The 21705-nt window shown below is 39.3% G+C and carries 24 protein-coding genes; 8 read left to right on the forward strand and 16 right to left on the reverse strand.

The window, feature by feature from the left end:
• The first annotated feature begins 407 nt into the window (after positions 1 to 407).
• Complete coding sequence (locus tag CFH81_01005) at positions 408 to 2054, forward strand: sodium-independent anion transporter (protein DAB41402.1); 1647 nt, start codon at positions 408 to 410, stop codon at positions 2052 to 2054.
• 9 nt (positions 2055 to 2063) lie between these two features.
• Entirely contained in the window at positions 2064 to 2309 is a 246-nt protein-coding gene (locus tag CFH81_01010) for an endonuclease (GenBank protein ID DAB40913.1), read from the forward strand.
• Here the strand turns inward: CFH81_01010 and CFH81_01015 are convergent.
• Genes CFH81_01015 through mobB form a run of 3 tightly spaced genes read right to left on the reverse strand, consistent with a single transcriptional unit; the run spans position 2306 to position 3863 of the window.
• Positions 2306 to 2515, reverse strand: coding sequence for a hypothetical protein (locus tag CFH81_01015; protein ID DAB40914.1), 210 nt, complete (start codon positions 2513 to 2515; stop codon positions 2306 to 2308). The two genes, CFH81_01010 and CFH81_01015, sit on opposite strands and share 4 nt — an antisense overlap.
• Positions 2515 to 3366: a class 1 fructose-bisphosphatase gene (locus CFH81_01020; protein DAB40915.1), complete on the reverse strand. Its 852-nt coding sequence runs from the start codon at positions 3364 to 3366 to the stop codon at positions 2515 to 2517. Before CFH81_01020 ends, CFH81_01015 begins: the two co-directional genes overlap by 1 nt.
• On the reverse strand, positions 3366 to 3863 hold the full coding sequence (gene mobB, locus CFH81_01025; protein DAB40916.1) for a molybdopterin-guanine dinucleotide biosynthesis protein B: 498 nt from the start codon (positions 3861 to 3863) through the stop codon (positions 3366 to 3368). Before mobB ends, CFH81_01020 begins: the two co-directional genes overlap by 1 nt.
• Positions 3864 to 4003: 140 nt before the next feature.
• Between mobB and CFH81_01030 the strand changes: the two genes are divergently transcribed.
• A complete protein-coding gene (locus CFH81_01030) occupies positions 4004 to 4528 on the forward strand; it encodes a hypothetical protein (protein ID DAB40917.1) in 525 nt (174 codons plus the stop codon).
• A gap of 43 nt (positions 4529 to 4571) precedes the next feature.
• On the opposite strand, the gene CFH81_01035 is transcribed toward CFH81_01030, so the two are convergent.
• From CFH81_01035 to CFH81_01050, 4 genes are all read right to left on the reverse strand, one after another.
• A complete protein-coding gene (locus CFH81_01035) occupies positions 4572 to 5738 on the reverse strand; it encodes a lytic murein transglycosylase (protein DAB41403.1) in 1167 nt (388 codons plus the stop codon).
• Between the two features lie 401 nt (positions 5739 to 6139).
• On the reverse strand, positions 6140 to 6409 hold the full coding sequence (locus tag CFH81_01040) for a hypothetical protein (protein ID DAB40918.1): 270 nt from the start codon (positions 6407 to 6409) through the stop codon (positions 6140 to 6142).
• Positions 6406 to 7716, reverse strand: a complete 1311-nt coding sequence (locus tag CFH81_01045; protein ID DAB41404.1) for a glutamate--tRNA ligase — start codon at positions 7714 to 7716, stop codon at positions 6406 to 6408. Before CFH81_01045 ends, CFH81_01040 begins: the two co-directional genes overlap by 4 nt.
• Positions 7717 to 7861: 145 nt before the next feature.
• Positions 7862 to 8599, reverse strand: coding sequence for a DNA polymerase III subunit epsilon (locus CFH81_01050; protein DAB40919.1), 738 nt, complete (start codon positions 8597 to 8599; stop codon positions 7862 to 7864).
• A 185-nt stretch (positions 8600 to 8784) separates the two neighbouring features.
• Between CFH81_01050 and CFH81_01055 the strand changes: the two genes are divergently transcribed.
• Genes CFH81_01055 through CFH81_01065 form a run of 3 tightly spaced genes read left to right on the forward strand, consistent with a single transcriptional unit; the run spans position 8785 to position 11140 of the window.
• A complete protein-coding gene (locus CFH81_01055; GenBank protein DAB40920.1) occupies positions 8785 to 9600 on the forward strand; it encodes a phosphatidylserine decarboxylase in 816 nt (271 codons plus the stop codon).
• 11 nt (positions 9601 to 9611) lie between these two features.
• On the forward strand, positions 9612 to 10526 hold the full coding sequence (locus tag CFH81_01060) for a hypothetical protein (GenBank protein ID DAB40921.1): 915 nt from the start codon (positions 9612 to 9614) through the stop codon (positions 10524 to 10526).
• A complete protein-coding gene (locus CFH81_01065) occupies positions 10523 to 11140 on the forward strand; it encodes a haloacid dehalogenase (protein ID DAB40922.1) in 618 nt (205 codons plus the stop codon). The genes CFH81_01060 and CFH81_01065 overlap by 4 nt, the downstream gene beginning before the upstream one ends.
• A gap of 44 nt (positions 11141 to 11184) precedes the next feature.
• Here CFH81_01065 and CFH81_01070 read toward each other — a convergent pair whose 3' ends face one another.
• The gene (locus tag CFH81_01070; GenBank protein ID DAB40923.1) at positions 11185 to 11757 is read right to left on the reverse strand and encodes a tellurium resistance protein TehB; all 573 of its coding nucleotides are present in this window, start codon (positions 11755 to 11757) and stop codon (positions 11185 to 11187) included.
• A gap of 74 nt (positions 11758 to 11831) precedes the next feature.
• Here CFH81_01070 and CFH81_01075 point away from each other — a divergent pair, with 74 nt between their 5' ends.
• A complete protein-coding gene (locus CFH81_01075) occupies positions 11832 to 12386 on the forward strand; it encodes a manganese efflux pump MntP (protein ID DAB40924.1) in 555 nt (184 codons plus the stop codon).
• A gap of 166 nt (positions 12387 to 12552) precedes the next feature.
• Here CFH81_01075 and CFH81_01080 read toward each other — a convergent pair whose 3' ends face one another.
• From CFH81_01080 to CFH81_01095, 4 genes are all read right to left on the reverse strand, one after another.
• Positions 12553 to 12771 (reverse strand): cold-shock protein, encoded by a 219-nt coding sequence (locus CFH81_01080; protein ID DAB40925.1) that lies wholly within the window; start codon positions 12769 to 12771, stop codon positions 12553 to 12555.
• Positions 12772 to 13067: 296 nt separating this feature from the next.
• On the reverse strand, positions 13068 to 13541 hold the full coding sequence (locus CFH81_01085; protein DAB41405.1) for a hypothetical protein: 474 nt from the start codon (positions 13539 to 13541) through the stop codon (positions 13068 to 13070).
• Between the two features lie 8 nt (positions 13542 to 13549).
• On the reverse strand, positions 13550 to 14011 hold the full coding sequence (locus tag CFH81_01090; protein DAB40926.1) for a hypothetical protein: 462 nt from the start codon (positions 14009 to 14011) through the stop codon (positions 13550 to 13552).
• 8 nt (positions 14012 to 14019) lie between these two features.
• Complete coding sequence (locus CFH81_01095; protein ID DAB40927.1) at positions 14020 to 15123, reverse strand: redox-regulated ATPase YchF; 1104 nt, start codon at positions 15121 to 15123, stop codon at positions 14020 to 14022.
• Positions 15124 to 15254: 131 nt separating this feature from the next.
• Between CFH81_01095 and CFH81_01100 the strand changes: the two genes are divergently transcribed.
• On the forward strand, positions 15255 to 16883 hold the full coding sequence (locus tag CFH81_01100; GenBank protein ID DAB40928.1) for a potassium transporter: 1629 nt from the start codon (positions 15255 to 15257) through the stop codon (positions 16881 to 16883).
• Positions 16884 to 16933: 50 nt separating this feature from the next.
• Here the strand turns inward: CFH81_01100 and CFH81_01105 are convergent, their stop codons facing one another.
• The 4 genes from CFH81_01105 to CFH81_01120 form a co-directional block, all read right to left on the reverse strand.
• Positions 16934 to 18397 carry a leucyl aminopeptidase gene (locus CFH81_01105; protein ID DAB40929.1) on the reverse strand — a complete coding sequence of 488 codons (1464 nt, stop codon included), beginning with the start codon at positions 18395 to 18397 and terminating at the stop codon, positions 16934 to 16936.
• A 9-nt stretch (positions 18398 to 18406) separates the two neighbouring features.
• Positions 18407 to 19615, reverse strand: a complete 1209-nt coding sequence (gene trpB / locus CFH81_01110; GenBank protein DAB41406.1) for a tryptophan synthase subunit beta — start codon at positions 19613 to 19615, stop codon at positions 18407 to 18409.
• A 121-nt stretch (positions 19616 to 19736) separates the two neighbouring features.
• On the reverse strand, positions 19737 to 20837 hold the full coding sequence (locus CFH81_01115) for a hypothetical protein (GenBank protein ID DAB40930.1): 1101 nt from the start codon (positions 20835 to 20837) through the stop codon (positions 19737 to 19739).
• Complete coding sequence (locus CFH81_01120; GenBank protein ID DAB40931.1) at positions 20834 to 21604, reverse strand: sad1-interacting factor 2; 771 nt, start codon at positions 21602 to 21604, stop codon at positions 20834 to 20836. The genes CFH81_01115 and CFH81_01120 overlap by 4 nt, the downstream gene beginning before the upstream one ends.
• Between the last annotated feature and the right edge of the window lie 101 nt (positions 21605 to 21705).

Below are 21705 nucleotides of genomic sequence, written 5' to 3' on the forward strand. Positions count from 1 at the left end.
AACAAATGAGTTTTTGGTTTACGTAGTGTAAATTTGATAGATATTTTAACTAAATGATGCTGTAGTGTGGGTAAATCATTTAAAATGATCTGATATTATCACTATTCTTTCACCCGTAATTTTGTTTTTCTCTTGCCGATTTATTAAAAGTTTTTGCGCAGAAATCCCATTGGATACCGGAGTTTTAAGATGATGCTTTTACTTAAAAATTTTGCCAAATAGTGACCGAATATAACATCTCGTAAACCTTTATATATTTTAATTAATTGTTTCTTTATGTATATAAAATATACATGTATTGCAAGGGGCCGAATATGCAAACGATGATCGATTATGTTTTTACGGATGGTCTCATTTTTTTAGTCAATTGTACTATAATTCCCATTATAAAAAATAGGCAGATTAAGATGAAAAATATTTTTCAACCAAAGCTTTTTACTCTCTTGAAAGAAGGTATCTCCAAAGAGCAGATCATGTCGGATGTATTTGCAGGCATTATTGTGGGTATTGTTGCTCTTCCACTTGCGATAGCTTTTGCTGTTGCCTCGGGTGTTTCTCCCGAGAAAGGATTGATTACTGCAGTTATTGCCGGTTTTCTTATCTCATTTTTGGGGGGGAGCAGAGTTCAAATCGGAGGTCCAACCGGTGCTTTTGTGGTTATTATTTATGCGTTAGTTGAGCAGTACGGTATTGACGGGCTTATCATTTCTACGATTATGGCCGGAATTATTTTGATCATTTTTGGACTTTTGAAACTCGGCGCACTGCTAAGATATTTTCCACACCCTCTCATAGTCGGCTTTACAAGCGGGATTGCAGTTGTTATTTTTTCAACACAAATCAAAGATGCTTTTGGGCTGGACATAGAAAAATTACCATCGGAATTTATAGAAAAATGGCAAGTCTATTTTTTGCATAGCGCAGATATAAATTTCTACGCACTCATAATTGCAATAATTACTATTTTGATTGTGGTTTATTCTAAACATATTACAACAAAAGTTCCCGGTTCATTTATAGCTATTATTGTGGTTACCGCCGTTGTTGCCGTTGCAGACATTCCTGTTTCAACTATAGAATCTTTTTTCGGAACCATTCCTAATGATATAAATTTTACTCTTCCGAATTTAGATTTGAGCAATCTGTCTATGTATATTGCTCCGGCACTTACTATCGCTCTTCTAGGAGGGATAGAATCACTTTTGTCTGCGGTTGTCGCTGATGGCATGATAGGATCAAACCATCGCTCAAACACTGAGCTGATTTCACAAGGTATAGCAAATGTGGTCACGCCGTTTTTTGGCGGGATTCCGGCAACCGGCGCGATTGCACGAACGGCAACAAATGTAAAAAATGGGGGACGAACTCCTATTGCCGGCATAGTTCATGCTTTAACACTTTTCTTAATCATGATTTTGTTTGCAGATTTGGCAAAACTTATTCCGATGGCATGTTTGGCCGGTATTCTGATTGTTGTTTCATACAATATGAGTGAATGGCGCTCTTTCGTGTCTATTTTGAGAGGTTCGCCGTTTGATATAGCTGTTTTGCTTTCTACCTTTTTCTTAACGGTACTGGTGGATTTAACCATTGCTATAGAGGTCGGCGTTGTTTTGGCCTCACTCTTATTTATGAAGCGTATGGCGGACATTGGAGGCATGATCCCGGAAAATACGGACAGCGACGAAATGGAAAACTACTCCAATATTCCCGAGGGGATCTCCGTTTATGAGATAGGCGGACCGCTTTTTTTTGCATCAGCAAAACAATATGCAGAAACGATAAAAAATATTGGATTTTCAAGTAACATTTTGATTATCCGTATGCGCCATGTTCCCTTTATTGATTCAACCGCCCTTCATAATCTTGAAGAAACCGTAAAAACATTAAAAAACGCCGGAGTTACCATAATAATGTCCGGAACTAACGATAAGGTATACAAAGATTTAAAGCAACACAATATCATCTCATTGATAGGCGAAAATCATATATCGAAGTCTTTTGAAAAAGCGTTAATTCATGCAAAAAGCATACTCAACGCAGAGAGTAAGTAAAATATTCTTATGTATCACGTTTATATTCTCAGATGTGCAGATGACACGCTCTATACGGGTATTGCTACAGAGTTGCAACGTCGTATTGATGAACACAATCACTCTCCAAAAGGAGCGAAATACACAATGTGCAGACGACCTGTAATGCTTGTTTATAGTGAAATGCATGAAGATAGAAGCAGTGCTTCCAGAAGAGAATATGAAATTAAAAAAAAGATGACCAGGGCGCAAAAACTAAATCTTATAAAAGATTAAAACTCAAATCCTCCGCTTTCTCCTTTATTCATACTCTCATAAACACTTATAACGTAGGCATCTCTTAGTTCACACTTTAAGACGAGTTCGCATTTGAGGCAGCTGTTGAGCTCTCGTGAAACTTGACAGGCTTGCAACTCTTCTTGCTTCACGGTTAGTGCGATTTCCCACTGGTCAGGCATTTTCTTTTGCACATTTTTTTGCATTAGGCTTTGATTCCATAGGCTTTTTTGAGTGCTTCTATCTCGTAGTCTGAACCAAAAAAGCAAGGGGTAGTGTCATGGGGATGTTCTGGGATAAGCTCAAGAAGCCTGACACCATTACTGTTGATTGCTTTACCGCCTGCTTGTTCATACATGAGTGCGAAAGGGATAACTTCGAAAAGCTGTCTGAGTTTACCTTCCGGTTTGTCAGAGGTGCCGGGATAAGAGAAGAGTCCGCCGCCTTTAAGCAGGATTTGGTGGAGGTCCGGCACCATGCCTCCGGAATAACGCAGCCTATATCCTTTCGCAAAAAGATCATCTACAAAATTTTTGTGGCAGGTGCTCCAGTTTTGTTGTGTGCCGCCCGGTGCGTTGAGTTTGCCTTTTTGACCCAGTGAAACTTCGCCAATGAGATTAAACTCTTCTCCCTGCGCTCTGTAGTGAAGCGGTTTGCCCTTTTTGGTGGCAACCATGAGTTCAATGCGCGGTCCATAGACAACATATGCCGATGCAATGAGATTTTCGCCTTTAAGCTCCCCTTCATAGATACCAAAAATAGATCCGACAGAAAGGTTGACATCAGCCAAGCTGGAGCCATCAAGAGGGTCATAGCAGATCGTGTATTTTCCATCCTTATTTATCTCCAAAATCCCTTCTTTTTCTTCGCTCACCAGCGCTTTGACAATGGAAACTTCCATGAAAGCCTGTTCAACGATGTAGTCGCTTTTTACGTCCAGCTTGAGTTGTTCTTCACCGGAAGAATTCTCCGTGTTGCTGTATCCAAGATCTTCTGTTTTTATGGCGTGATCTATTTTGAGAGCAATAGTTTTGATGGTGTTAAAAATAGTTTGCATTATATCTCTTTGGCGTGATGATTGATCCATTCAATGATCGCATTTGTATCATTGAGATCAAGTATATTTATGGATGAAGGTATAGTATAGCAGCTTGTATCGATTGAATCATCAATTGCGATGGCTTCACTGCAATCAAAATAGCTTTCATCTATCTTATTCCTAAAAATGGCAATGCGCGGAAGCGGAAGTGTTTTTAGCCCCTCAACAAGCAGGATATCAAAGTCTCTTATCATGTGAACAATGTCATCCAAATTTTTTTCTTTTTGCGAAAAGTAGGTGGTGCGGGTAGGTGAGGTGACGACCACTTCCGCGCCTGTTTGTGAAAAGATATAGCTGTCTTTACCTTCGATATCAAACCTTGCTTTGTCTTTGGGGTCGTTTTTAATAATGGCAACTTTATAATTTTTAATTAGTTCTTTTGCAATTTTTTCAATCAGTGTTGTTTTGCCGCTATTTGACGGACCCGTAAAGGCTACCGCAACTCTTTTATGCATCTTATTGGTTCCTCGTATAGATTTTTACATCCCTGCACCAAGAGGGTATCTTGGGGTATTGTCGGGAGATTTGTATGAAAAAGATTATACTTAAAACTTTATTGAAACTATGTTAAAATCACTACAATAAAGGAGGGTCGATGCGCAATATCACATTTATGGTCATCGCAGCAACTTTCCTGACGGCCTGTACGCAAAAAGAAGAGATATCTCTTGTCCGGGAATTTGAAAAACACAAGCCTTTCCATAAAAATTTGAGCAAGACCGAAAAGGTTCAGCTTTACAATTTGGCAGGAGAGACCAGGGCACTTCTTGTTGCAACATATCTTTATACTCAGACATCGCACAAAAAAGACGAAAGAGATGAAGTTTTTATCATAGGAATCTACGCAGAAGACGGTACGGGGAACGATGATTTTACAAAGTCAGAATATGCGCTTACGCTTAATGGACAGCCGCCCAAAAAGATACAAAAGCTTAACTATAAAGATATCAGACTGAAAGATATCTCTTTTGTAACGGAGTGGGGAAGTTATTATCTGATGACTTTTTCTCATGTTGAAAGCAAAAGCTTTGATCTTGTCTTTGAAAGTAAAAATTATGCGAGAGGCACACTGCATTTTGCAAAAGTAGCGAAATATGTATTGACTCAAAAGGCGGATTAAAGCCCTTTGTTTTTTTGGAATATTTTTTATGGTCTAGCGGAGACTACTGTCTAAACTTGTCTGTTTTGGAGGGTGTGGTGAGTGACTCAAGAAAGGGTAAAAGTCTCGTCGGCTGTCCGAGTTTATTCATGTAGATCACATAGTTAGTAAGGACATGCTTGCCGTATTCTTTTGCTTCTTCGTTTTGTATTGTCTCCATACTCCAATAAGGTTGATAGGCGCCGGGTCTAAAATACTTTTGTGTTGTGATAAGATTTCTGGTAAACCCTATGCCCCCATTATATGCATATGCGACAAAAAGCGGATGATAAAGATATGTGGTGAGATAGTCTAAATGAAAATTGGCATAATCTAAAGCTTTATAGGGATTAAACATCTCATCGAGATCTATTTTTTCGCCTTTTTTCATAGCTATATCTTCGACCAAAAACGGCATGATTTGCATCATGCCAAGCGCAAATGAACGCGAAACCGAAGCGGGTACAAAACGACTTTCTTGTCTGGCGATTGCATACAAAAGCGCCTGGCGTTTTGGGCTAAGATTTTTCATTATATTGCGGTAAGGCATTGGAAAGTATGATTCTTTGAAGTTGGATGCTTTGGCTTTGATGTAAGTATAGGGTCCAATGGTTTCATCAGATTTATATTCATCGGCTAAATGCTGCAGGTTGTATCTGCCCGAAAAGAGTTTTTCTTTAAGCGCTGCCCAATGAATAGGATCTTGTATGTTGAAATGACCAATGCGAGCAGGGGAAAGCTTTGGGGTGATCGTCTTTGGGTATTTCATTTTCATGATATCACGTGCGGCAAGAGTATACATATTGACATGATAGCCGTTGAGCAGATTTTTTAGATATCCCTTGTCTTTGCTGACTAGATACAGCCAAAAATTAGCTTTGTCTTTGTCTTTTCTTTCGGTAAATTTTTTTCTGGCTTGTCCAAAATAGAGTAATGCGATTTTAGGCTTATTTTGCGAAAGTGCATAAAGGCCAAGTTTAAAATGCGTTTGAGGGGAGATGAGATTGCCTTCTGCCGGCGGCTGCATTAGTGACTGACGTAGTTTGGGCAGATCCTCTGAGAGTATAATCCGAATACTTTGGTCAAATTTTTCATCCATAGTCATGAGTCGATACTCTTTTGAGGAGAGAAGCTTGTCAAATCTTTGTTTGCGTATGGTATGTCCGCAATTGTTGAAAAGGTAGCACTCCATTTGCGGCGTGCTTGCTACCCATGCCGGAGCAATAAGCTTGCCTTGTTTGAGTGCCTGAAGTTTTTGGTGGTTGGCTTTCCATTGCTGCTTCTCGGCTTCGGTTGCCTTGCGTCTTACGGGAGCACTTGCTGCTTGCACATGAGGGGCTAAACCGGTTTTTCGCCTATAAACTTCTCGCAGTTTTTTGTTGAGAAAACTGGCTTCTTGAATAATGGATTTTGCTTCCGAGGCAGTCGTAGTGCTTTGAGACAAAAAACGCCAAATATAATAATCTTTTTCTATGCTTTTGGGCATATTGTGTATTTGCCAATATTCAAAGGTTTTCGCATTCAGACTTATTGTGCCCAAGGTCAATACAATGGCTGCAGCAGCATAAATAGCACGAATTTTCATACCTGTTCCTAAAAGTAAGCCATCATAAAATTGTCTATAAGCTGCAATCCTAAAATTACGATCAATGGAGAGAGATCAATCCCGGAAAAAACAACAAATGGCAATTTGTCTCTTATCCACCGGAATACAGGTTCTGTCAAACGAGAAAGTATCTGCACAATAGGATTTCGAGGATCAGGCCTGACAAAACTAAGCAAAGCGGCAATAATTACTATCCAGATATACAGCGAGATAACCGTATGCAGAGTCTGTACGATAGCATAGATTAGGGCATTCATGAAGCAATCTCCAATAAGTATGATTTGATTAACGGATAAATTTCACTAAGTTCAGGACCATGTTCGGCACCTGTAAGCAAAAGTCTAAGAGGCTTAAAAAAATATTTACCCTTAAGTCCGCTTTTCTCCATGAGATATGATTTAAATTCGTCAAATGTGCCGATCATGGGTGCATCAGCAATGATCTCTTCCAATGTGCGCATCTGTTCAGCCCATTCTCCCTCAAATCGTTTAGGAGTAAAAATAGGTTTTATTTTGCTCTCTAGTTCATTGACGGTGCTGGCTTCTTCAAGATAAATCTTGGCAAGTTTACCTATATTTTCATCGGCAAAACCAAAGAGAGAAGAGAGCGCCTTATCTTCCATCATCTTGAGATGTTCTCTATTGATGAAGCGCAGTTTATCTATATCGAATCTAGCAGCACTTCTGGAAATATCTTCCAATCTAAACCATTCTATAGCTTCAGGAAGCGTAAAAATCTCCTTTGGTGCCTTGGTGTTGCCAAGCAGCAGAAGATAATTCGCAATAGCATCAGGAATAAATCCTTGTTCGAAGAGCCATTTTACTGAACTGGCATCATCCCTTTTGCTCATTTTTTTACCTTCATTGTTGAGAATTATGGGCAGATGCGCGTATATTGTTTCTTTTGTAAAGCCTAGTTGTGTTTTGATGTGCATTTGTTTGGGGGTATTGGAAAGGTGGTCTTCCCCTCTAATAATGAAATCTACATCGCTAAGCATGTCATCGCATGCGCAGGCAAAATTATAGGTGGATGTTCCGTCAGTTCTAAGGATAACAAAGCTGTCAACTTCATTGGGCGAAGTAACGATATCGCCCTTGATAAGGTCGTGATTGATGATCTGTGCTGCAGGTTTTTTGATGCGGACAACAAAAGGTATGCCATTTTCTTTAAGCAGGGCAAGTTCTTTTTTGTCGACATCCATACATTGACCGCTGTAGCGATAGGCAATTTTTTGTTCTATGGCTTTTTCTCTATGGCTTTCGAGTTCTTCAGCTGTGCAGGTACAGACAAATGCTTTTCCTTCTTCGAGCAGTTTCATGGCAAACATTTGGTGCATATGTAGATTTTCGCTTTGATGAGAAACACTGTCGTGCTTAAGTGCAAATTTTTCCAAAATTTGCATAATTTCTGTATCTTTTCCTTCAATATTGCGTGCTTTATCTGTATCTTCTATGCGAATGATAAAACGTTCATGACGTTGTTGCGCAACCAAATAATTGAGTATGGCAACACGAAGGTTTCCTATGTGCATATCGCCTGTAGGCGACGGGGCAAATCTTAACATATTTTTTAGCTCCAATAGTGGGTAATTTAACGATGATATTATAGGCTCTTTTACTGAAAATGCACTAAGAACGCAAAAGGAGCCGCCGAAAATAAATTTGTTTTTTTGGTTTATTTCGGCATTGTTTAGCAAAGTGACGAAGGGGTTACTTTAGATAAAAGTCCAAAGTAAACTGCATATCTTCATCAAGTTCCAGATTGTTTCTCATCCATCTTAGATATCCCATATCTTCGTGGGCTATTTCTTCGATTTCTCTCTCTTTGTATTTGCCAAATTTAAATGTTTTCATCATTACGGGGGTGTTGGTCAATTCTGAGAGTTTATGCATTACATCGACGCCGGGATGAGTCTCTTTTGTGGTTTGCACCAACTTGGAGAGCAGCAATTTCATCACCAAAACATCACCTATAGCATCATGCGCTTTTATGGTGATATGCAGCTTGTCTGCCTCTTCCTGCTCTGTTTTGTAAAGGTTCAGCGCATACCGCAAATATTGCAAACGATGGTAAGGCATATTCGGCAAAAGGTGTTTGGCACAGCGAAAAGTGTCGACAAGGGTGTAATGGTTCTCGAAACCCTCTTTTTTGAGCATGGCAAGATCAAAGTTGATGTTATGTGCAATAAGATAGTTTTCGATGTGGTTGAATTGTTGTAATTTTTTATAAAAATCCGTTTGGGTCAGGGTGATTTTATCTTTAATGATGTCAGGAGTGATATTGTGTACTTCCATTGCTTCTATGCTGATCGGTACATTCGTAGAGCAGAATTCATCATAGGTCTCAATCTGTTCTTTGTTGTGTATAATCATTCCCCCTATCTGTATGATACGATCCTGCTCTTGATTTCCTGTTGTCTCTGTATCAAAAAGTATATATTTCGCCATGTGATCCCCCGATGTAATGTTGGATAATACCTTATTTTTGATTATAATAACAACTCTGAATAATTAACAAGATATAATCATCAGATACAGAAACGATGATTATAGATGTGTAACTCATTTTTAAAAATAAGAAGTTTCCCTGTTGCATCAAAAAGATGCTTAAACGCTATCAACAAAGGAAAAAAATGGATAAACATTTTACATCGGTTATTTCAAATGCTTTTGGAAAGTTTGCTTCTAAAGCATTTCCAAAGCCTGTTCAAAACTTTATTAACAAAGGCTATGTTTCGTTGATGGGATTAGACATGAGTGAATTTATGGACTCAAGTCAGTATCCTACGCTCAATGCGCTTTTTACGCGATCTTTTGTAAAAGAGAGGACGATAGAGGGGGACGAGACAGCTTTGATCTCTCCGGCAGATTCTTTAATCACGGACTATGGCAGGATTAAGGAAGGCAAAGCTTATCAAATTAAAGGAATGAGTTATGATATTGACAGGCTTTTGGGAGATGACTATCAAGGAAAAGCTGCGTTGCTGGAAGAAGGAAATTTTATCAATTTTTATTTATCCCCCAAAGATTATCATCGATATCATATGCCGCTTGATCTAAAAATAAAAAGCCTAACACATATACCCGGTAAAATTTATCCTGTCAACATGCCTCTTTTGCGAAACAAAATGAATCTTTTCATTGAAAACGAAAGAGTCGTCATAGAATGCAAAGATCACAAAGGAAAAACGCATTTTTTGATTCTTGTAGGTGCGCTTAACGTAGGAAAAATGGTGGTAACTTTTGAAGAGAAGGTTAAAACCAATGCAAATATTTATTATACGTCCCACTATACTTTTTCGGATCTTTCTTTAAAAAAAGGTGAAATGTTTGGCTGGTTTGAGATGGGATCGACCATTGTGCTGCTGAGTGAAAAAGAGAGCATTCAAACAGAGGTTGCAATCAACCAGAAAGTCTTTTTTGGTCAAAAAATAGGTAAGGTGTTTTAAAGGAGCAAGTTATGGTAATCAAAGAGATACAGGAATACGCACAGATACGCACCAAAGCCAGAGCCTATCTTTGTTATATTCTTAGCCGCAATATTTCTCACAATCTTGACGGGGCAAGCCTGGAGAGTGTACTGAATAATATTAAAAAAATCAAACAATCCTTGCCTCAGAGTGAAGTAATCTATGCCATTGATAAAAATGGCATACAACTCACTGATAATTATTCTGCTAATCCGAAGCTTAATAGTATTGGAAAAGGAGAAGACAGAAGCAATAGGGCTTATTATTATCGTACCATTAATGAGCACCGTTGCATTCTGACCGATCCCTATCCTTCATTGGTCAGCAATGAGCTTGTGGTTACGTCTACTTTTCCCGTATATGACCAAGAGAATAATCTTTTATGTATCATATGCGTGGATATCACTCTTCACGATATCCTAAAGATGGTGCATCCTTCTTCGGTTGATTCGAATTTTGGCACATTGAGCAAAGTGGTCTATGGAGCATTTTCGGTTGCTCTTTTTGCCGTAGCACTCTTGCTCTTTATTGAGGGGATCATCAGTTTTATGGCTTTTGGTATGGATTTTACCAAAATAGATATCAATGAAGTATTTAAATCTACAATTTTACTTACACTTTCGTTGGCAATTGTGGATTTGGTCAAAGCAATATTTGAAGAAGAAGTGCTTGGAGTTAAAAACAAGAACAGTTCGACCGACACCCATCAAACAATGGTACGTTTTTTAGGCTCTATCATTATCGCACTTTCTATTGAAGCACTGATGCTAGTCTTTAAGTTTGCACTAACCGACCCCAGCAAATTGCTTTATGCCGTTTACCTAATCGGCGGGGTTACTGCGCTGATTATAGCACTTTCGGTCTACTTGAACGCCAACAATAAGAGCAACAATAAAAGCAAATGAAGCACAAATTGATCATTTTTGATATGGATGGCACATTGGTAGATAGTTCTCTTTCTATCGCCAATGCTATCAATTATGTAAGGAAAAATCTAGGTTTTCAACCTATGGAGCATGGGCATATCATAAGGCATATTAATGATCCTGCCATTAATCCTTCCCAGTTCTTTTATTATGCCAAAGTCTTTGACAAGCAGCATGAAAAATGGTTTTCTGAATATTATACGAACAACCATCAAAAAGAGCTGGTGCTTTATGAGGGGATAGATACACTTTTAAAAAAGCTGAAAAACAGGGGACACAAACTGGCTATCGCAACCAATGCTTACCGAAACTCAACCATAGAATCTTTGACACATTTAAAAATCTATGACTATTTTGATGCGATTGCCTGCTACGATGATGTCCTCCAGGGTAAACCGCACCCAGACATGCTCTTTAAAATTTTAAGAGAGGTGCGCTTGGATCCGCGCGAAACACTTTTTATCGGAGATGGTCCTCGGGACGAGATGGCAAGTCAAAAAGCAGGCATTGACTATAGAATGGTTTCCTGGGGTTTTACGAAACATCATAATGCTATAAAAAGCGTCCATGAATTGGAAGCTCTGTTGTTTTGATGGCTATTGCTTGACATTCGGTTTTTGGATCGCATTCAAAATTCTTAGCATCTATCCCGGCATTTTTTTCTTGCAACCATGGAAGCCTTCATTGTTTTGGTTCCGCTTATATCGGTATCCCAGTATTCACAAATATGCAGCAATTCACATGGTCCATGAAAAGCGCTTTCCAGTTCCCCTTTTTCAAGTAAAAATGCGCGCTCAGAAGGAGCTCTTTCGTTGTCGGGATGATACAAGAAGGTTTCATAGATAAAGATTCCTTCTTCTTTTAGGGCATTGATAATCTGAGGAAAAAGTGAACGTTTAAGAAAATAGGTGCACACAATCAAATCATAGCTGTTTTGCGATAGTGCGTAAGTATCAAAATCAACCTCTTTGGCATGAATATGAGGAATATTTTGCAAAGAAGCAATGGCGACGGAACTGATATCCAGTGCATCCACTTCAAAACCAACGGAAGCCAAGAGTTTACTGTGCCTGCCCATTCCGCAAGCTATATCAAGCGCTTTTGTCCCTTTTGCAAGTGCAATATTTTGTGTGACCAGCGAGATAGGGGTGTCCCGAACAGAACTGTTTTGATATTTTTTATCCCAGCGAAGCTTGTCTTCATGCGCCATTTTTTTAGCCTTTTTGGATATGATTCTATCAAAATTTGCTGGAAAAACAATGCAGATATGTATCAAGGATTTTTATGATAGAGGTTCTATTTTTAGCAGTTGCACTTAGTATGGATGCTTTTGCGGTATCGGTGGGTATCGGTGTGAAAAATGTCAGTTTCACTAGACTTCTGGCGATAAAAGCAGGACTTTTTTTCGGTGTTTTTCAGGGGGCAATGCCGCTTTTTGGATATTTGGCAAGTATCGGAGTCGGAAGTTTTATTGAGTCTGTGGACCATTGGATCGCTTTTGTGCTTTTGGGTCTTATCGGGGGCAAGATGATTTATGAGAGCTTCGGAGAAAAAGTAGAAGAGGAATTTGCAGCCTTTACAAACAAGGTCTTATTGCTTCTTGCGGTCGCTACAAGTATAGATGCTTTGGCTGCAGGATTTACGCTGGGATTGCTTGAATTAAATCCTTTTGTATCAATGGCATGTATCGCTATTGTTACTTTTATTTTTAGTTATGCGGGAGTTTTTTTGGGAACGAAAGGCGGAAGCTTCTTAGAGGAAAAAGCAGAGATTTTTGGGGGTGTTATGCTTATAGGTATCGGAGTGAAGATACTTTTGGCGCATACATTGTTTTCATAAAGAGTTATTTCTGATTGTGGCGGCAGATTGATCAGCCTCCAAGAGAAAGGTAAGACGTTTATTTTTTACTCTGGGTTGTTGTGTTGCATATTCCATCTCCGGAGAGATGGATGGTTGAAATAATTTTTTCATACCCTCGCGTCAAAGGTTAATATCCTTTGAAAAATTAGAGAATAGTAACGTTTTCAGCCTGTGGACCTTTTTCGCCTTGTCCGATTACGAAAGAAACTTTTTGATTCTCACTTAGGTCTACACGACCGTAGCCATTACTGTTGATTTGACGAAAATGTACAAATACATCTTTGCTTCCATCATCTGGTTGGATAAATCCAAAACCTTTTTCACTGTTGAACCATTTAACGGTTCCATTCATTTGATTTGCCATTGCAATTCCTTTGTTTATTGATGCACTTCATTGCTGAAGTGGTTGAAAATATAAAAGTGGAGTATTCTTTGAGGGTGGATTATACAGCTAACGAAAGGTCATCAATAAAAACAAACCAAAGATGAAACTCTAAATCATCTTTCAATAGAAGAAGTATAGCTGAAATATTTTATAATAGCAAGTACTATTTTGCAACTAAAAAGTAAAAGAACGGATAAGCAAAATTCCCGCCTCATAAACTTAACCCAAACCTAATATGTCTTGGGTGCTGTTATGCCATTGCAGGGCAAATAAATCTATTCATTATTTCCTGTATAATAAAATTCATCCAATCCTTCCAGGAATGCCATAAGAAGCTCATCCGAACAGACTTTAAAATTTTTGTGGTTTTCTTTTCGAAAAAAAGCTGCGAGCTGTTGTTTGGTGAGATGAACATCGGCGAGATTAAAAATGATCTCAGTTTCAGGCTCTTTGAGTTCAAGCGCAATGCGAAGTTTTTTAAGAATAAGATTGTTTGTGAGCTCTATTGCTGCATCATCATTTTGTTTTTTAGGGCTCGGACCTCTTTTGAGCAGCACTAATCCGTCAAGAAAAACTCCCAACTCTTCATAGGTACAAATTTTAAATCCTTTGTCCTGTCGGCGTTTGAGCAGATTTTCCAACTGTACGGGGTTCATGTCATATGAGGCTAAAGCATATGCTTTTAAAATGGTTTCATTGTCAAGATTGAGTGCTGTTTTGATCTTGTAAAGAATGTCGTTTGTTTTCAATGTGTTACCTACTTTTTTGCTGCTTCTTGGGCTAATGTTTGCATTGTTATCTTCATTTTTGCAATGATATCCAAACATTTGTCATCTTTGATGTTGTGCTTAAGCGACCAGTATTCCGGATTGGTGAAGGTCAATGTCGTTTTGCCGGTATAGTCGGTCGTAAAAAGCATACGAAGCGGCAGATCCAGCCCGATGGAAGGGTTGCACTGCATCAAAAGTGTTCCTGTTTTCGGATCGCCGAAAACAATTACGGTTTCGGGCTTAAGTATCATTCCTGCATTCTGTGCATTTTTGGAGTGATCGATTGTTTCAAAATAGCTCAAGCCCTGCGAAGAGAGAGCAGAGACAAATTTGTTGATACTGGCAGTGAGATCATTTTGACTCTCTACGGTATTGAGAAAGGCACCCTTTTTGGTATCGCATCCCAACAAAATTAAAGCCATGCACCCGAGCAGAAGAAACTGTTTCATGCTATTTGCTATACATTAAATCTAAAGTGCATAACATCGCCGTCTCGTACGATATACTCTTTGCCTTCAAGCCGCATTTTCCCTGCTTCCTTAGCTCCGGCTTCACCGTTGCAGGCTATAAAGTCTTCATAGCCGATAACTTCTGCCCGAATGAAGCCTTTTTCGAAGTCGTTATGGATAACAGCAGCAGCTTTTGGAGCGGTAGTATTTTGACGAATAGTCCAGGCGCGGACCTCTTTGACGCCCGCTGTAAAATAACTCATTAATCCAAGTTTTTCAAAACCTTTTCTGATAATCTGGTCAAGTCCTGATTCGGTGACTCCTAAAGATTCGAGCATCTCGGTTTTTTCTTCTTCGTCAAAGCCCACCATCTCTTCTTCGACTTTGGCACAAAGCTTGATCACTTCTCTGTTGTTTTTTTGGGCATATTCTTTGAGTATTTTGACAAATATGCTATCTTCAACCAGTCCATCTTCATCAACGTTTGCGCCATACATGATCTCTTTGCTGGTAAGCAGTCTGAGCTCTTTGTTCAAAGCTATAAAAGTTTCTTCGTTTTTGCCTTCAAAATTTGAAGCAGGATTGCCTTCAGCAATAAATTCCATCAGTTGCTGCGCAATTTCCAATTGTGCTTTGGCTTCTCTGTCGTTGCCTTTGGCTCTCCTGGTGAGATTATCGATTCGTTTTTGCAGAGAATCAATGTCTGCTAGAAGCAATTCTTGTTCGATGATCTCAATGTCGCGTATCGGATCTATCGAGCCTTCTACGTGGGTAATATTATCGTCTTCAAAACATCTTACAATTTCAAGGATTACTTCTGTTTCGCGTATATTGGAGAGAAATTTATTGCCCAAGCCCTCACCTTTGCTTGCACCTTTTACAAGCCCTGCAATATCTACAAAATCAAGAGTAGAATGCTGAACGCGTTCAGGATTTACAATTTTTGAAAGAGTGTCAAGCCTGGCATCGGGCACCGGTACTATGGCCTTGTTTGGTTCTATTGTACAAAACGGGTAATTTGCACTTTCTGCATTTTGTGCTTTTGTAAGCGCGTTAAAAGTGGTTGATTTCCCTACATTTGGTAGCCCTACAAGTCCTATGCCTAATCCCATGATATTCCTTATTGTGTTTATAAATTAGTGTAATTTTATCCAAAAAATATTCAAAGAGCGATTAGTCGGCCTTTGAAGGCAGTATAAGAAAAAGAGTATATAATACGGAAAAACGGGAAGGGATGGCAATAATGGAAAATGGAATGCTAATACTTATTGTTACGATTGCGCTCTCGACGTTGTCGAATGTTTTTTTGAAAAAATTCGCTATTCCGACTGTAATAGGATATATTTTTTCCGGGCTTGCTATCTCTACTGTTTTTGATTTTGGCGAAGAATCCAAAGTCTTTTTATCGCATTTGGCTGAATTTGGAATCGTATTCTTGATGTTTACGATAGGGCTCGAATTTTCAATATCCCACCTTAGAAAAATGAAAAAAGAAGTTTTTGTCTATGGAGGGCTTGAGGTCATTTTGTTGGGAGTTCTTTTTACCGTGCTTGGACGCTGGCTTTTCGGACTTACGATTGAAAGTGCGATTATTGTCGGGTTTGCACTCTCTCTTTCTTCTACAGCGATCGTGCTAAAGGTGCTCAATGACAATCGTGACATTCATTCCGGATATGGGCGCGTCTCAGTGGGAATCCTTATCTTTCAGGATTTGGCTGTTATTCCGATTCTTTTGATGGTTTCTCTTTTTGCTTCCAAAACAGCATCGGTTGGCACATTATTGTTGCAGACATTTGTGGGCGCTGTAATTGTTTTTCTGATCATTTTTTTAATCGGTAAATATTTTTTGGAACGTTTTTTTGATATGATCACCTCAACTGATTCTGATGAGATTTTTTTGATTGCTGTGTTTCTGGGGGTCATTGGTGCTTCGGTACTTGCGCATGCATTTGGTTTTACTTATTCGCTAGGTGCTTTTTTGGCAGGTATGACGTTGGCCGAAACCAAGTACCGTTACCGTATAGAAGCGAATCTGGTCCCTTTTAGGGATATTCTTTTGGGTATATTTTTTGTCACGATAGGTATGCAGATAGACTGGCATTCTTTTGTTGATTATGGAACGGAAATATTAGGTTTGTTGGTATGCATTTTAGCTATCAAGGGGCTTGTTATTTGGGGTATTTTGCAATTTTTTATACAAAGAAGAACAGCATTAAAGTCGGCTTTTGCGCTTTTTCAGGTCGGAGAGTTCGCTTTGGCTGTTTTTGAACTTGCCAAAGGAGTTCATTTAATTGACTATGAGCTAAATCAGATACTAACAATCACGGTGGTACTTTCGATGATTATTACTCCGTTTGTGCTCAAAAATATTAAAAAGATATCCGATTTGCTTACTGTTGAGCCCGAGGAGTTGCGTGAACGTGCAATTATTGGAGGGACTTATGCCGGACATATTATTATCTGCGGTTATGGACCAATAGGCCAGAAGCTTGCAAAAACTTTTAGGGAGAGGAATCTGCTTTATGTCATACTTGAACATGATGTTAAAATTGTAGACGCGGCCATCATTAAAGGAGAGAATACAATTTTTCTTGCCAATGCTGCAAATAAAATGGCCTTGGAGCATTTTAATGTAACTGATTCTGTGGCGATTATTGTGACGATAGAAAACGAGATACAAAAACGGTTGATTTGTGAAAATATCGTCTCTTTCGGTGACCATATCAACAGTATTGTTAAGGTCAGCAATACGATTGAGGGGGAGATTATTGCTTCGCTTGGCATTAAGCATATTGTCAACAGCAGAGATATTATTGCTGATATGCTCACGCAAAAAGCTTTAACTTGTCAATTGAATTATGAAAAAGAATAAAAAGGTGGTTTGGCATATCGGGAAAGTTTTGACGTTCCCGATAAAAAATATTAGACTTTGTGTTGTGTCAGTTTTTCAAGCAGTCTGACCATCATTCTCACGCCGGCTCCCGATGCGCCATGCGGATTTTCTCCCCATACATGCTCTACAAATGCCGGTCCGGCGATATCGATGTGTGCCCATTTTTCTTTGTGCGTATCATCAATAAATTCAGAAAGAAACATTGCTGCTGTGACTGCTCCTCCGTATCTTGTATTGGAAATGTTGCAAATGTCTGCAATTTCAGACTTGAGCGTCTTTTTGAGGTAGCGGTTAAAATCAAGCTTGGTAGCCAATTCTCCGGAGCTTTGCGCCGCATCAATAATGAGATTTTTTGGGATATCGCTGTTGCCCATGACACCGGAGGTGTAGTTTCCTACTCCCACAACACAGGCGCCCGTTAGTGTTGCAAAGTCAAAGAGATAGTCGGCTTTAACTTCTTGCTGGGCATAGGCAAGTACATCCGCAAGTACAAGTCGACCTTCCGCATCTGTATTTCTTACTTCGATGGTTTTACCGTTCTTTGCTTTAAGGATATCGTCGGGTTTATAGGCATCTCCTCCGATCATATTTTCTACGGCACCGATAAAACCGTGTACTTCGATAGGCAAGTTCATATCTGAGACCGCTTTCATGATCCCAAGCACTGCAGAACCGCCGCTCTTATCGGACTTCATTGTCACCATATAGTCGCCAGGTTTGAGGCTGAGTCCGCCGCTGTCATACGTAAGACCTTTTCCTACCAAAGAAATGACCGCTTTGGGGTTTTCAGGTTTATGCGCAAGATGTATCACTCTTGGTTTATGGCGGCTTGCACGTGCAACTGCCAGCAGGGCTTCCATTTTCTCTTTTTTGAGTTCTTTGGGCTTTAGAACGGTACATTCCAGACCGTTTTCTTTCGCTAGAGTTTCAGCAATCTGAGCCATTACATCAGGATAGCAGTCATCCGGCGTGGTATTGACGATATCGCGCGTAAAGTTTGTTGCTTCGGCAACGATCTGTGCTCGATTTAATGTTTGCGCGCAAACATCTATATTTAAAGTGAATCCATGGTATTCCTCTAGAGAAATGGTAATCTCTTTAACGGGATTTATACATTTTTCATTCTTGTAGGTCTCGAAACGATAAGCACCCAGAATGAATCCTTCAACCATTGCTCTAAGCATAGCAGTACATTTTTCTGAGTTCATGTAGCTGGCAATGCTGATATGTTTATAGGTTGTTGATGCAAGTGCGCGCATAGCCGATGCAGCGGCCGTTCTTATATTGGCGCCGCTGATCTTTTCTACGCCGACATAGAGTCTGTCATGCTCCAGGAAAAGAACAGTTTCATCTTGGCCTCCTTTGAATCCTGCTTTTTTGAGTAATTTTTTATCATGGACGAAAGAGTGCTTAAGATCGTTTTCTACAACCATAATGATCTGTAGATCGCTCTTGATATCATTTAGGGGTGCTATGGTGAGTTCAAAATTCATATGTATCCTTTAAAATTGGTCTTTTAAGATTTCTTTTGCCTGCATCATATCTTTGTCTCCGCGTCCTGAAAGATTGACAAGGATAATTTTATCTTTGATTGATTCTGGTTTCATTTTTTTCAGATAGGCTACAGCGTGGGAACTTTCAAAAGCAGGGATGATACCTTCTTTTTGCGAAAGCCATACAAACGCATCAAGCGCTTCATCATCGGTAATATGATCATAGGTCACTTTTTTCATATCTTTTAAATAGGCATGTTCCGGCCCGATTCCCGGATAGTCCAGACCTGCAGAGATGGAGTGTGCTTCTTGTATTTGTCCGTCTTCGTCTTGGAGCAGATAGGTAAGCTGGCCATGCAGTACGCCAGGAGTACCTTTTTCAAGGGAGCAGCCGTGTTTGCAGTCAAGCCCCTCTCCGCCGGCTTCAATGCCGATACATTCTACGCTTTCATCTTCTAAAAAATGATTGAAGATCCCCATTGCATTTGAGCCTCCCCCGATACAGGCGATGACCTTGTCAGGCAAGCATCCTTCTGCTTCTTGCAGTTGTTTTTTTGCTTCCCATCCGATTATCGATTGGATATCGCGAATCATCATGGGATAGGGATGCGGTCCGGCTACGGTGCCGATAAGATAGTAGGTATCTCTTGCATGTGTTACCCAATGGCGAATAGCATCATTCATCGCATCTTTGAGGGTTTTGCTTCCCGATTCAACCGCATGGACTTTTGCGCCCAGTAGTTTCATGCGAAAAACATTAAGTTCCTGACGCGCCACATCTTTGGATCCCATAAATACTTCACACTCCAGCCCAAAGAGTGCGGCCACCGTAGCCGTAGCCACTCCGTGTTGACCTGCGCCTGTTTCAGCTATGATCTTTTTCTTTCCCAGTCTTTTTGCCAAAACGGCCTGAGCTACGGCATGGTTGATTTTGTGGGCTCCGGTATGGTTAAGATCTTCTCTTTTGAGGTAGACTTTTGCGCCTATCTCTTTAGAAATATTTGCAGCATAATAAAGTGCGGATGGACGCCCTACATAATGCTTATAATAATAATCCACCTCGCCCCAAAAATCAGGATCAAAACGTACCGCCTCATAATCAAGCCGAAGCTGTTCAAGTGCAGGCATCAGCGTTTCGGGCACAAAACGCCCGCCAAATTTGCCAAAATGCCCTAATGCATCAGGATCATTTGGGCTTGGCGTGGGGATATAATACATTGTGTTATTTTTCATTTATGCTACTCTCGTTTTTGTTAATAGTTGGATTATATCGTATGGGAGATTAGAAACATCCTCCTAAACCGCCTTCTCTTACATCTTATTTGTCTGTCACGATTATTTAAACGATATAAGTGATTTCTGCTTGAGAATTCAGTCTCATGGGCGGCCCCCAAAATCCAATACCGCTATTGATATAGATATGGTTTCCCTTGGGAAGTCTATGAAGTCCTTTTACATAGGGTTGCTGCAGTCCCACAAGATAATTAAAGGGCCAAATTTGTCCGCCATGCGTATGTCCGCTAAGTATGAGATCGGGCGCATAGTTTTTGAGTTGTTCAATAAACTTGGGTTGATGTGCCAAAAGAATAGTTTGATAATTTTTGTTGCATCCCTTGAAAGCTTTATCAATATCCGGGATCAACAGCCCAAGACGGTATCCAAAAAGATCAGTTACGCCCACCACATTGAGCTTAAGGGCATCAATGGTTATATTTTCATTTAACAATACTTTAATCTGTGTTTTTTGCATAAAATCAATAATCTTGACAGGGTTGTGAAAATACTCGTGGTTGCCCAAGACATAATAGACACCATGTTTGGAAGCGATACGGTCAAGTTCCATAACCGCATCTTTGATTTGATCAATGCCGGTATCGATCAGGTCTCCGGTAATAAACACAATATCCGGATTGAGCCCATTTATTTTTTTTACAGATGTTTCTACGAATTTTTTGTCGATAAGTCCTCCTATGTGCAAATCACTGATCTGAACAATTGAAAAATCAAAATGCTTAAAATCTACAATATTGATCACGGGCTCCTTGCTTCCTTCGTAAATTCCGGCACCTATATATCCCGTCGAAAGAGCAAGAAGCATACCGTCTGTACTTTTTTTGATAAAGTTTCTTTTTGAGCGATCCATTTTTTTAACGCTTTTGCCAAGAAGATAAATAATTTCGTGTACTGTGAGGTATAGAAGCAGCACAAAAGTAATGCCTATGGAGATTGAAAAAAGATAGTAAAGCTCATTTGGCAAAATATCCGTATATCTGCCGGTTACGTAAAGCAGGTTAAATAAAAAATTGACCCATAAAAGTATCGTGAGTATCTTTTTGACACGGGCAGGAACAAGCAGTTTTTTGACGACCCTATAATAGAAAAGCCCATGCAGTGAAAAGAAGAAAAGAAGAAAAATGAAGAAAAAAAACGATGATTTCATGATTTGAGCAGATCGTTAAAGATGAATATAATAATCTCAAAAGCAATCAAAATGATAATAATCCATTCAAGGAGGCTTGAATGTTTATGATTTTGTTCATCTGCCAAAATAGTCAGCACTTCTTGCAAAACATTAAGTTTTCGGTTTAAGATCTCTATGCGAGGCTGCAGTTCAAGATATTTTCGTGCTGCTTGATAGTAGATCTCAAGCTCAGGATATTCCCAAAAAAATTCGGGTGTGTCAAGCAATTCAAAGTGTAGATAGATTTTTGATTTGGCCAGGAAAAGATGTCCTCTTGCTTTGGCAATCTCTTTTCTTGACATCAAAACACGTCCGCTGCTTGCAAGTTCCAGAGGGATATGCTCTGTTTGCTGCAATGTTTCATGCATTGCATCTTCAAATTCATTTAATTTTATAGATTGTGCGATCGCAAATGAGACTGAGAGCATCGTAAGTTCGTTACTGTTGTCCAAATAGACGGTATCGGTCTCTATTTTTATTTTTTGTGTCTGTGAAAACTCGAAATTAAACTCTTCGCAGTTTTCGGAAGAAAAAGATGAGGAGGAGATTTTTTTAAGTAAAAACTCCTCTTCCCCAAAGTCCCAAAATACTGCAACGCCATGTTTAAAGATGAAAGCGAACTTCGATTCTTTTTCGATAATGATAGCGTCTTTTATTATTTTTGCTCTAAAAGTTTTTATAGCATTTTGAGTGATTTCTTTAAAATCAAAATCGTTTACAAATTTATAGCTTTTTATAGTATTCATTGCATGCCCATTCTTTTAAGATATCCATAATGATATATTATAACGGTTTTGAGTGTTTCGTGTCTTATATTGACATAAAAATAGTACATTTTTTGAAATTT

It is taken from the genome of Sulfurovum sp. UBA12169 (assembly GCA_002742845.1).
Lineage (GTDB): Bacteria > Campylobacterota > Campylobacteria > Campylobacterales > Sulfurovaceae > Sulfurovum.

Bases quoted from the DNA above. Each gene is read 5' to 3' on its own strand.
- CFH81_01005 (DAB41402.1), top strand. From the start codon at position 408: ATGAAAAATATTTTTCAACCAAAGCTTTTTACTCTCTTGAAAGAAGGT.
- CFH81_01010 (DAB40913.1), top strand. From the start codon at position 2,064: ATGTATCACGTTTATATTCTCAGATGTGCAGATGACACGCTCTATACG.
- CFH81_01015 (DAB40914.1), bottom strand. From the start codon at position 2,515: ATGCAAAAAAATGTGCAAAAGAAAATGCCTGACCAGTGGGAAATCGCA.
- CFH81_01020 (DAB40915.1), bottom strand. From the start codon at position 3,366: ATGCAAACTATTTTTAACACCATCAAAACTATTGCTCTCAAAATAGAT.
- mobB (DAB40916.1), bottom strand. From the start codon at position 3,863: ATGCATAAAAGAGTTGCGGTAGCCTTTACGGGTCCGTCAAATAGCGGC.
- CFH81_01030 (DAB40917.1), top strand. From the start codon at position 4,004: ATGCGCAATATCACATTTATGGTCATCGCAGCAACTTTCCTGACGGCC.
- CFH81_01035 (DAB41403.1), bottom strand. From the start codon at position 5,738: ATGGAGTGCTACCTTTTCAACAATTGCGGACATACCATACGCAAACAA.
- CFH81_01040 (DAB40918.1), bottom strand. From the start codon at position 6,409: ATGAATGCCCTAATCTATGCTATCGTACAGACTCTGCATACGGTTATC.
- CFH81_01045 (DAB41404.1), bottom strand. From the start codon at position 7,716: ATGTTAAGATTTGCCCCGTCGCCTACAGGCGATATGCACATAGGAAAC.
- CFH81_01050 (DAB40919.1), bottom strand. From the start codon at position 8,599: ATGGCGAAATATATACTTTTTGATACAGAGACAACAGGAAATCAAGAG.
- CFH81_01055 (DAB40920.1), top strand. From the start codon at position 8,785: ATGGATAAACATTTTACATCGGTTATTTCAAATGCTTTTGGAAAGTTT.
- CFH81_01060 (DAB40921.1), top strand. From the start codon at position 9,612: ATGGTAATCAAAGAGATACAGGAATACGCACAGATACGCACCAAAGCC.
- CFH81_01065 (DAB40922.1), top strand. From the start codon at position 10,523: ATGAAGCACAAATTGATCATTTTTGATATGGATGGCACATTGGTAGAT.
- CFH81_01070 (DAB40923.1), bottom strand. From the start codon at position 11,757: ATGGCGCATGAAGACAAGCTTCGCTGGGATAAAAAATATCAAAACAGT.
- CFH81_01075 (DAB40924.1), top strand. From the start codon at position 11,832: ATGATAGAGGTTCTATTTTTAGCAGTTGCACTTAGTATGGATGCTTTT.
- CFH81_01080 (DAB40925.1), bottom strand. From the start codon at position 12,771: ATGGCAAATCAAATGAATGGAACCGTTAAATGGTTCAACAGTGAAAAA.
- CFH81_01090 (DAB40926.1), bottom strand. From the start codon at position 14,011: ATGAAACAGTTTCTTCTGCTCGGGTGCATGGCTTTAATTTTGTTGGGA.
- CFH81_01095 (DAB40927.1), bottom strand. From the start codon at position 15,123: ATGGGATTAGGCATAGGACTTGTAGGGCTACCAAATGTAGGGAAATCA.
- CFH81_01100 (DAB40928.1), top strand. From the start codon at position 15,255: ATGGAAAATGGAATGCTAATACTTATTGTTACGATTGCGCTCTCGACG.
- CFH81_01105 (DAB40929.1), bottom strand. From the start codon at position 18,397: ATGAATTTTGAACTCACCATAGCACCCCTAAATGATATCAAGAGCGAT.
- trpB (DAB41406.1), bottom strand. From the start codon at position 19,615: ATGTATTATATCCCCACGCCAAGCCCAAATGATCCTGATGCATTAGGG.
- CFH81_01115 (DAB40930.1), bottom strand. From the start codon at position 20,837: ATGAAATCATCGTTTTTTTTCTTCATTTTTCTTCTTTTCTTCTTTTCA.
- CFH81_01120 (DAB40931.1), bottom strand. From the start codon at position 21,604: ATGAATACTATAAAAAGCTATAAATTTGTAAACGATTTTGATTTTAAA.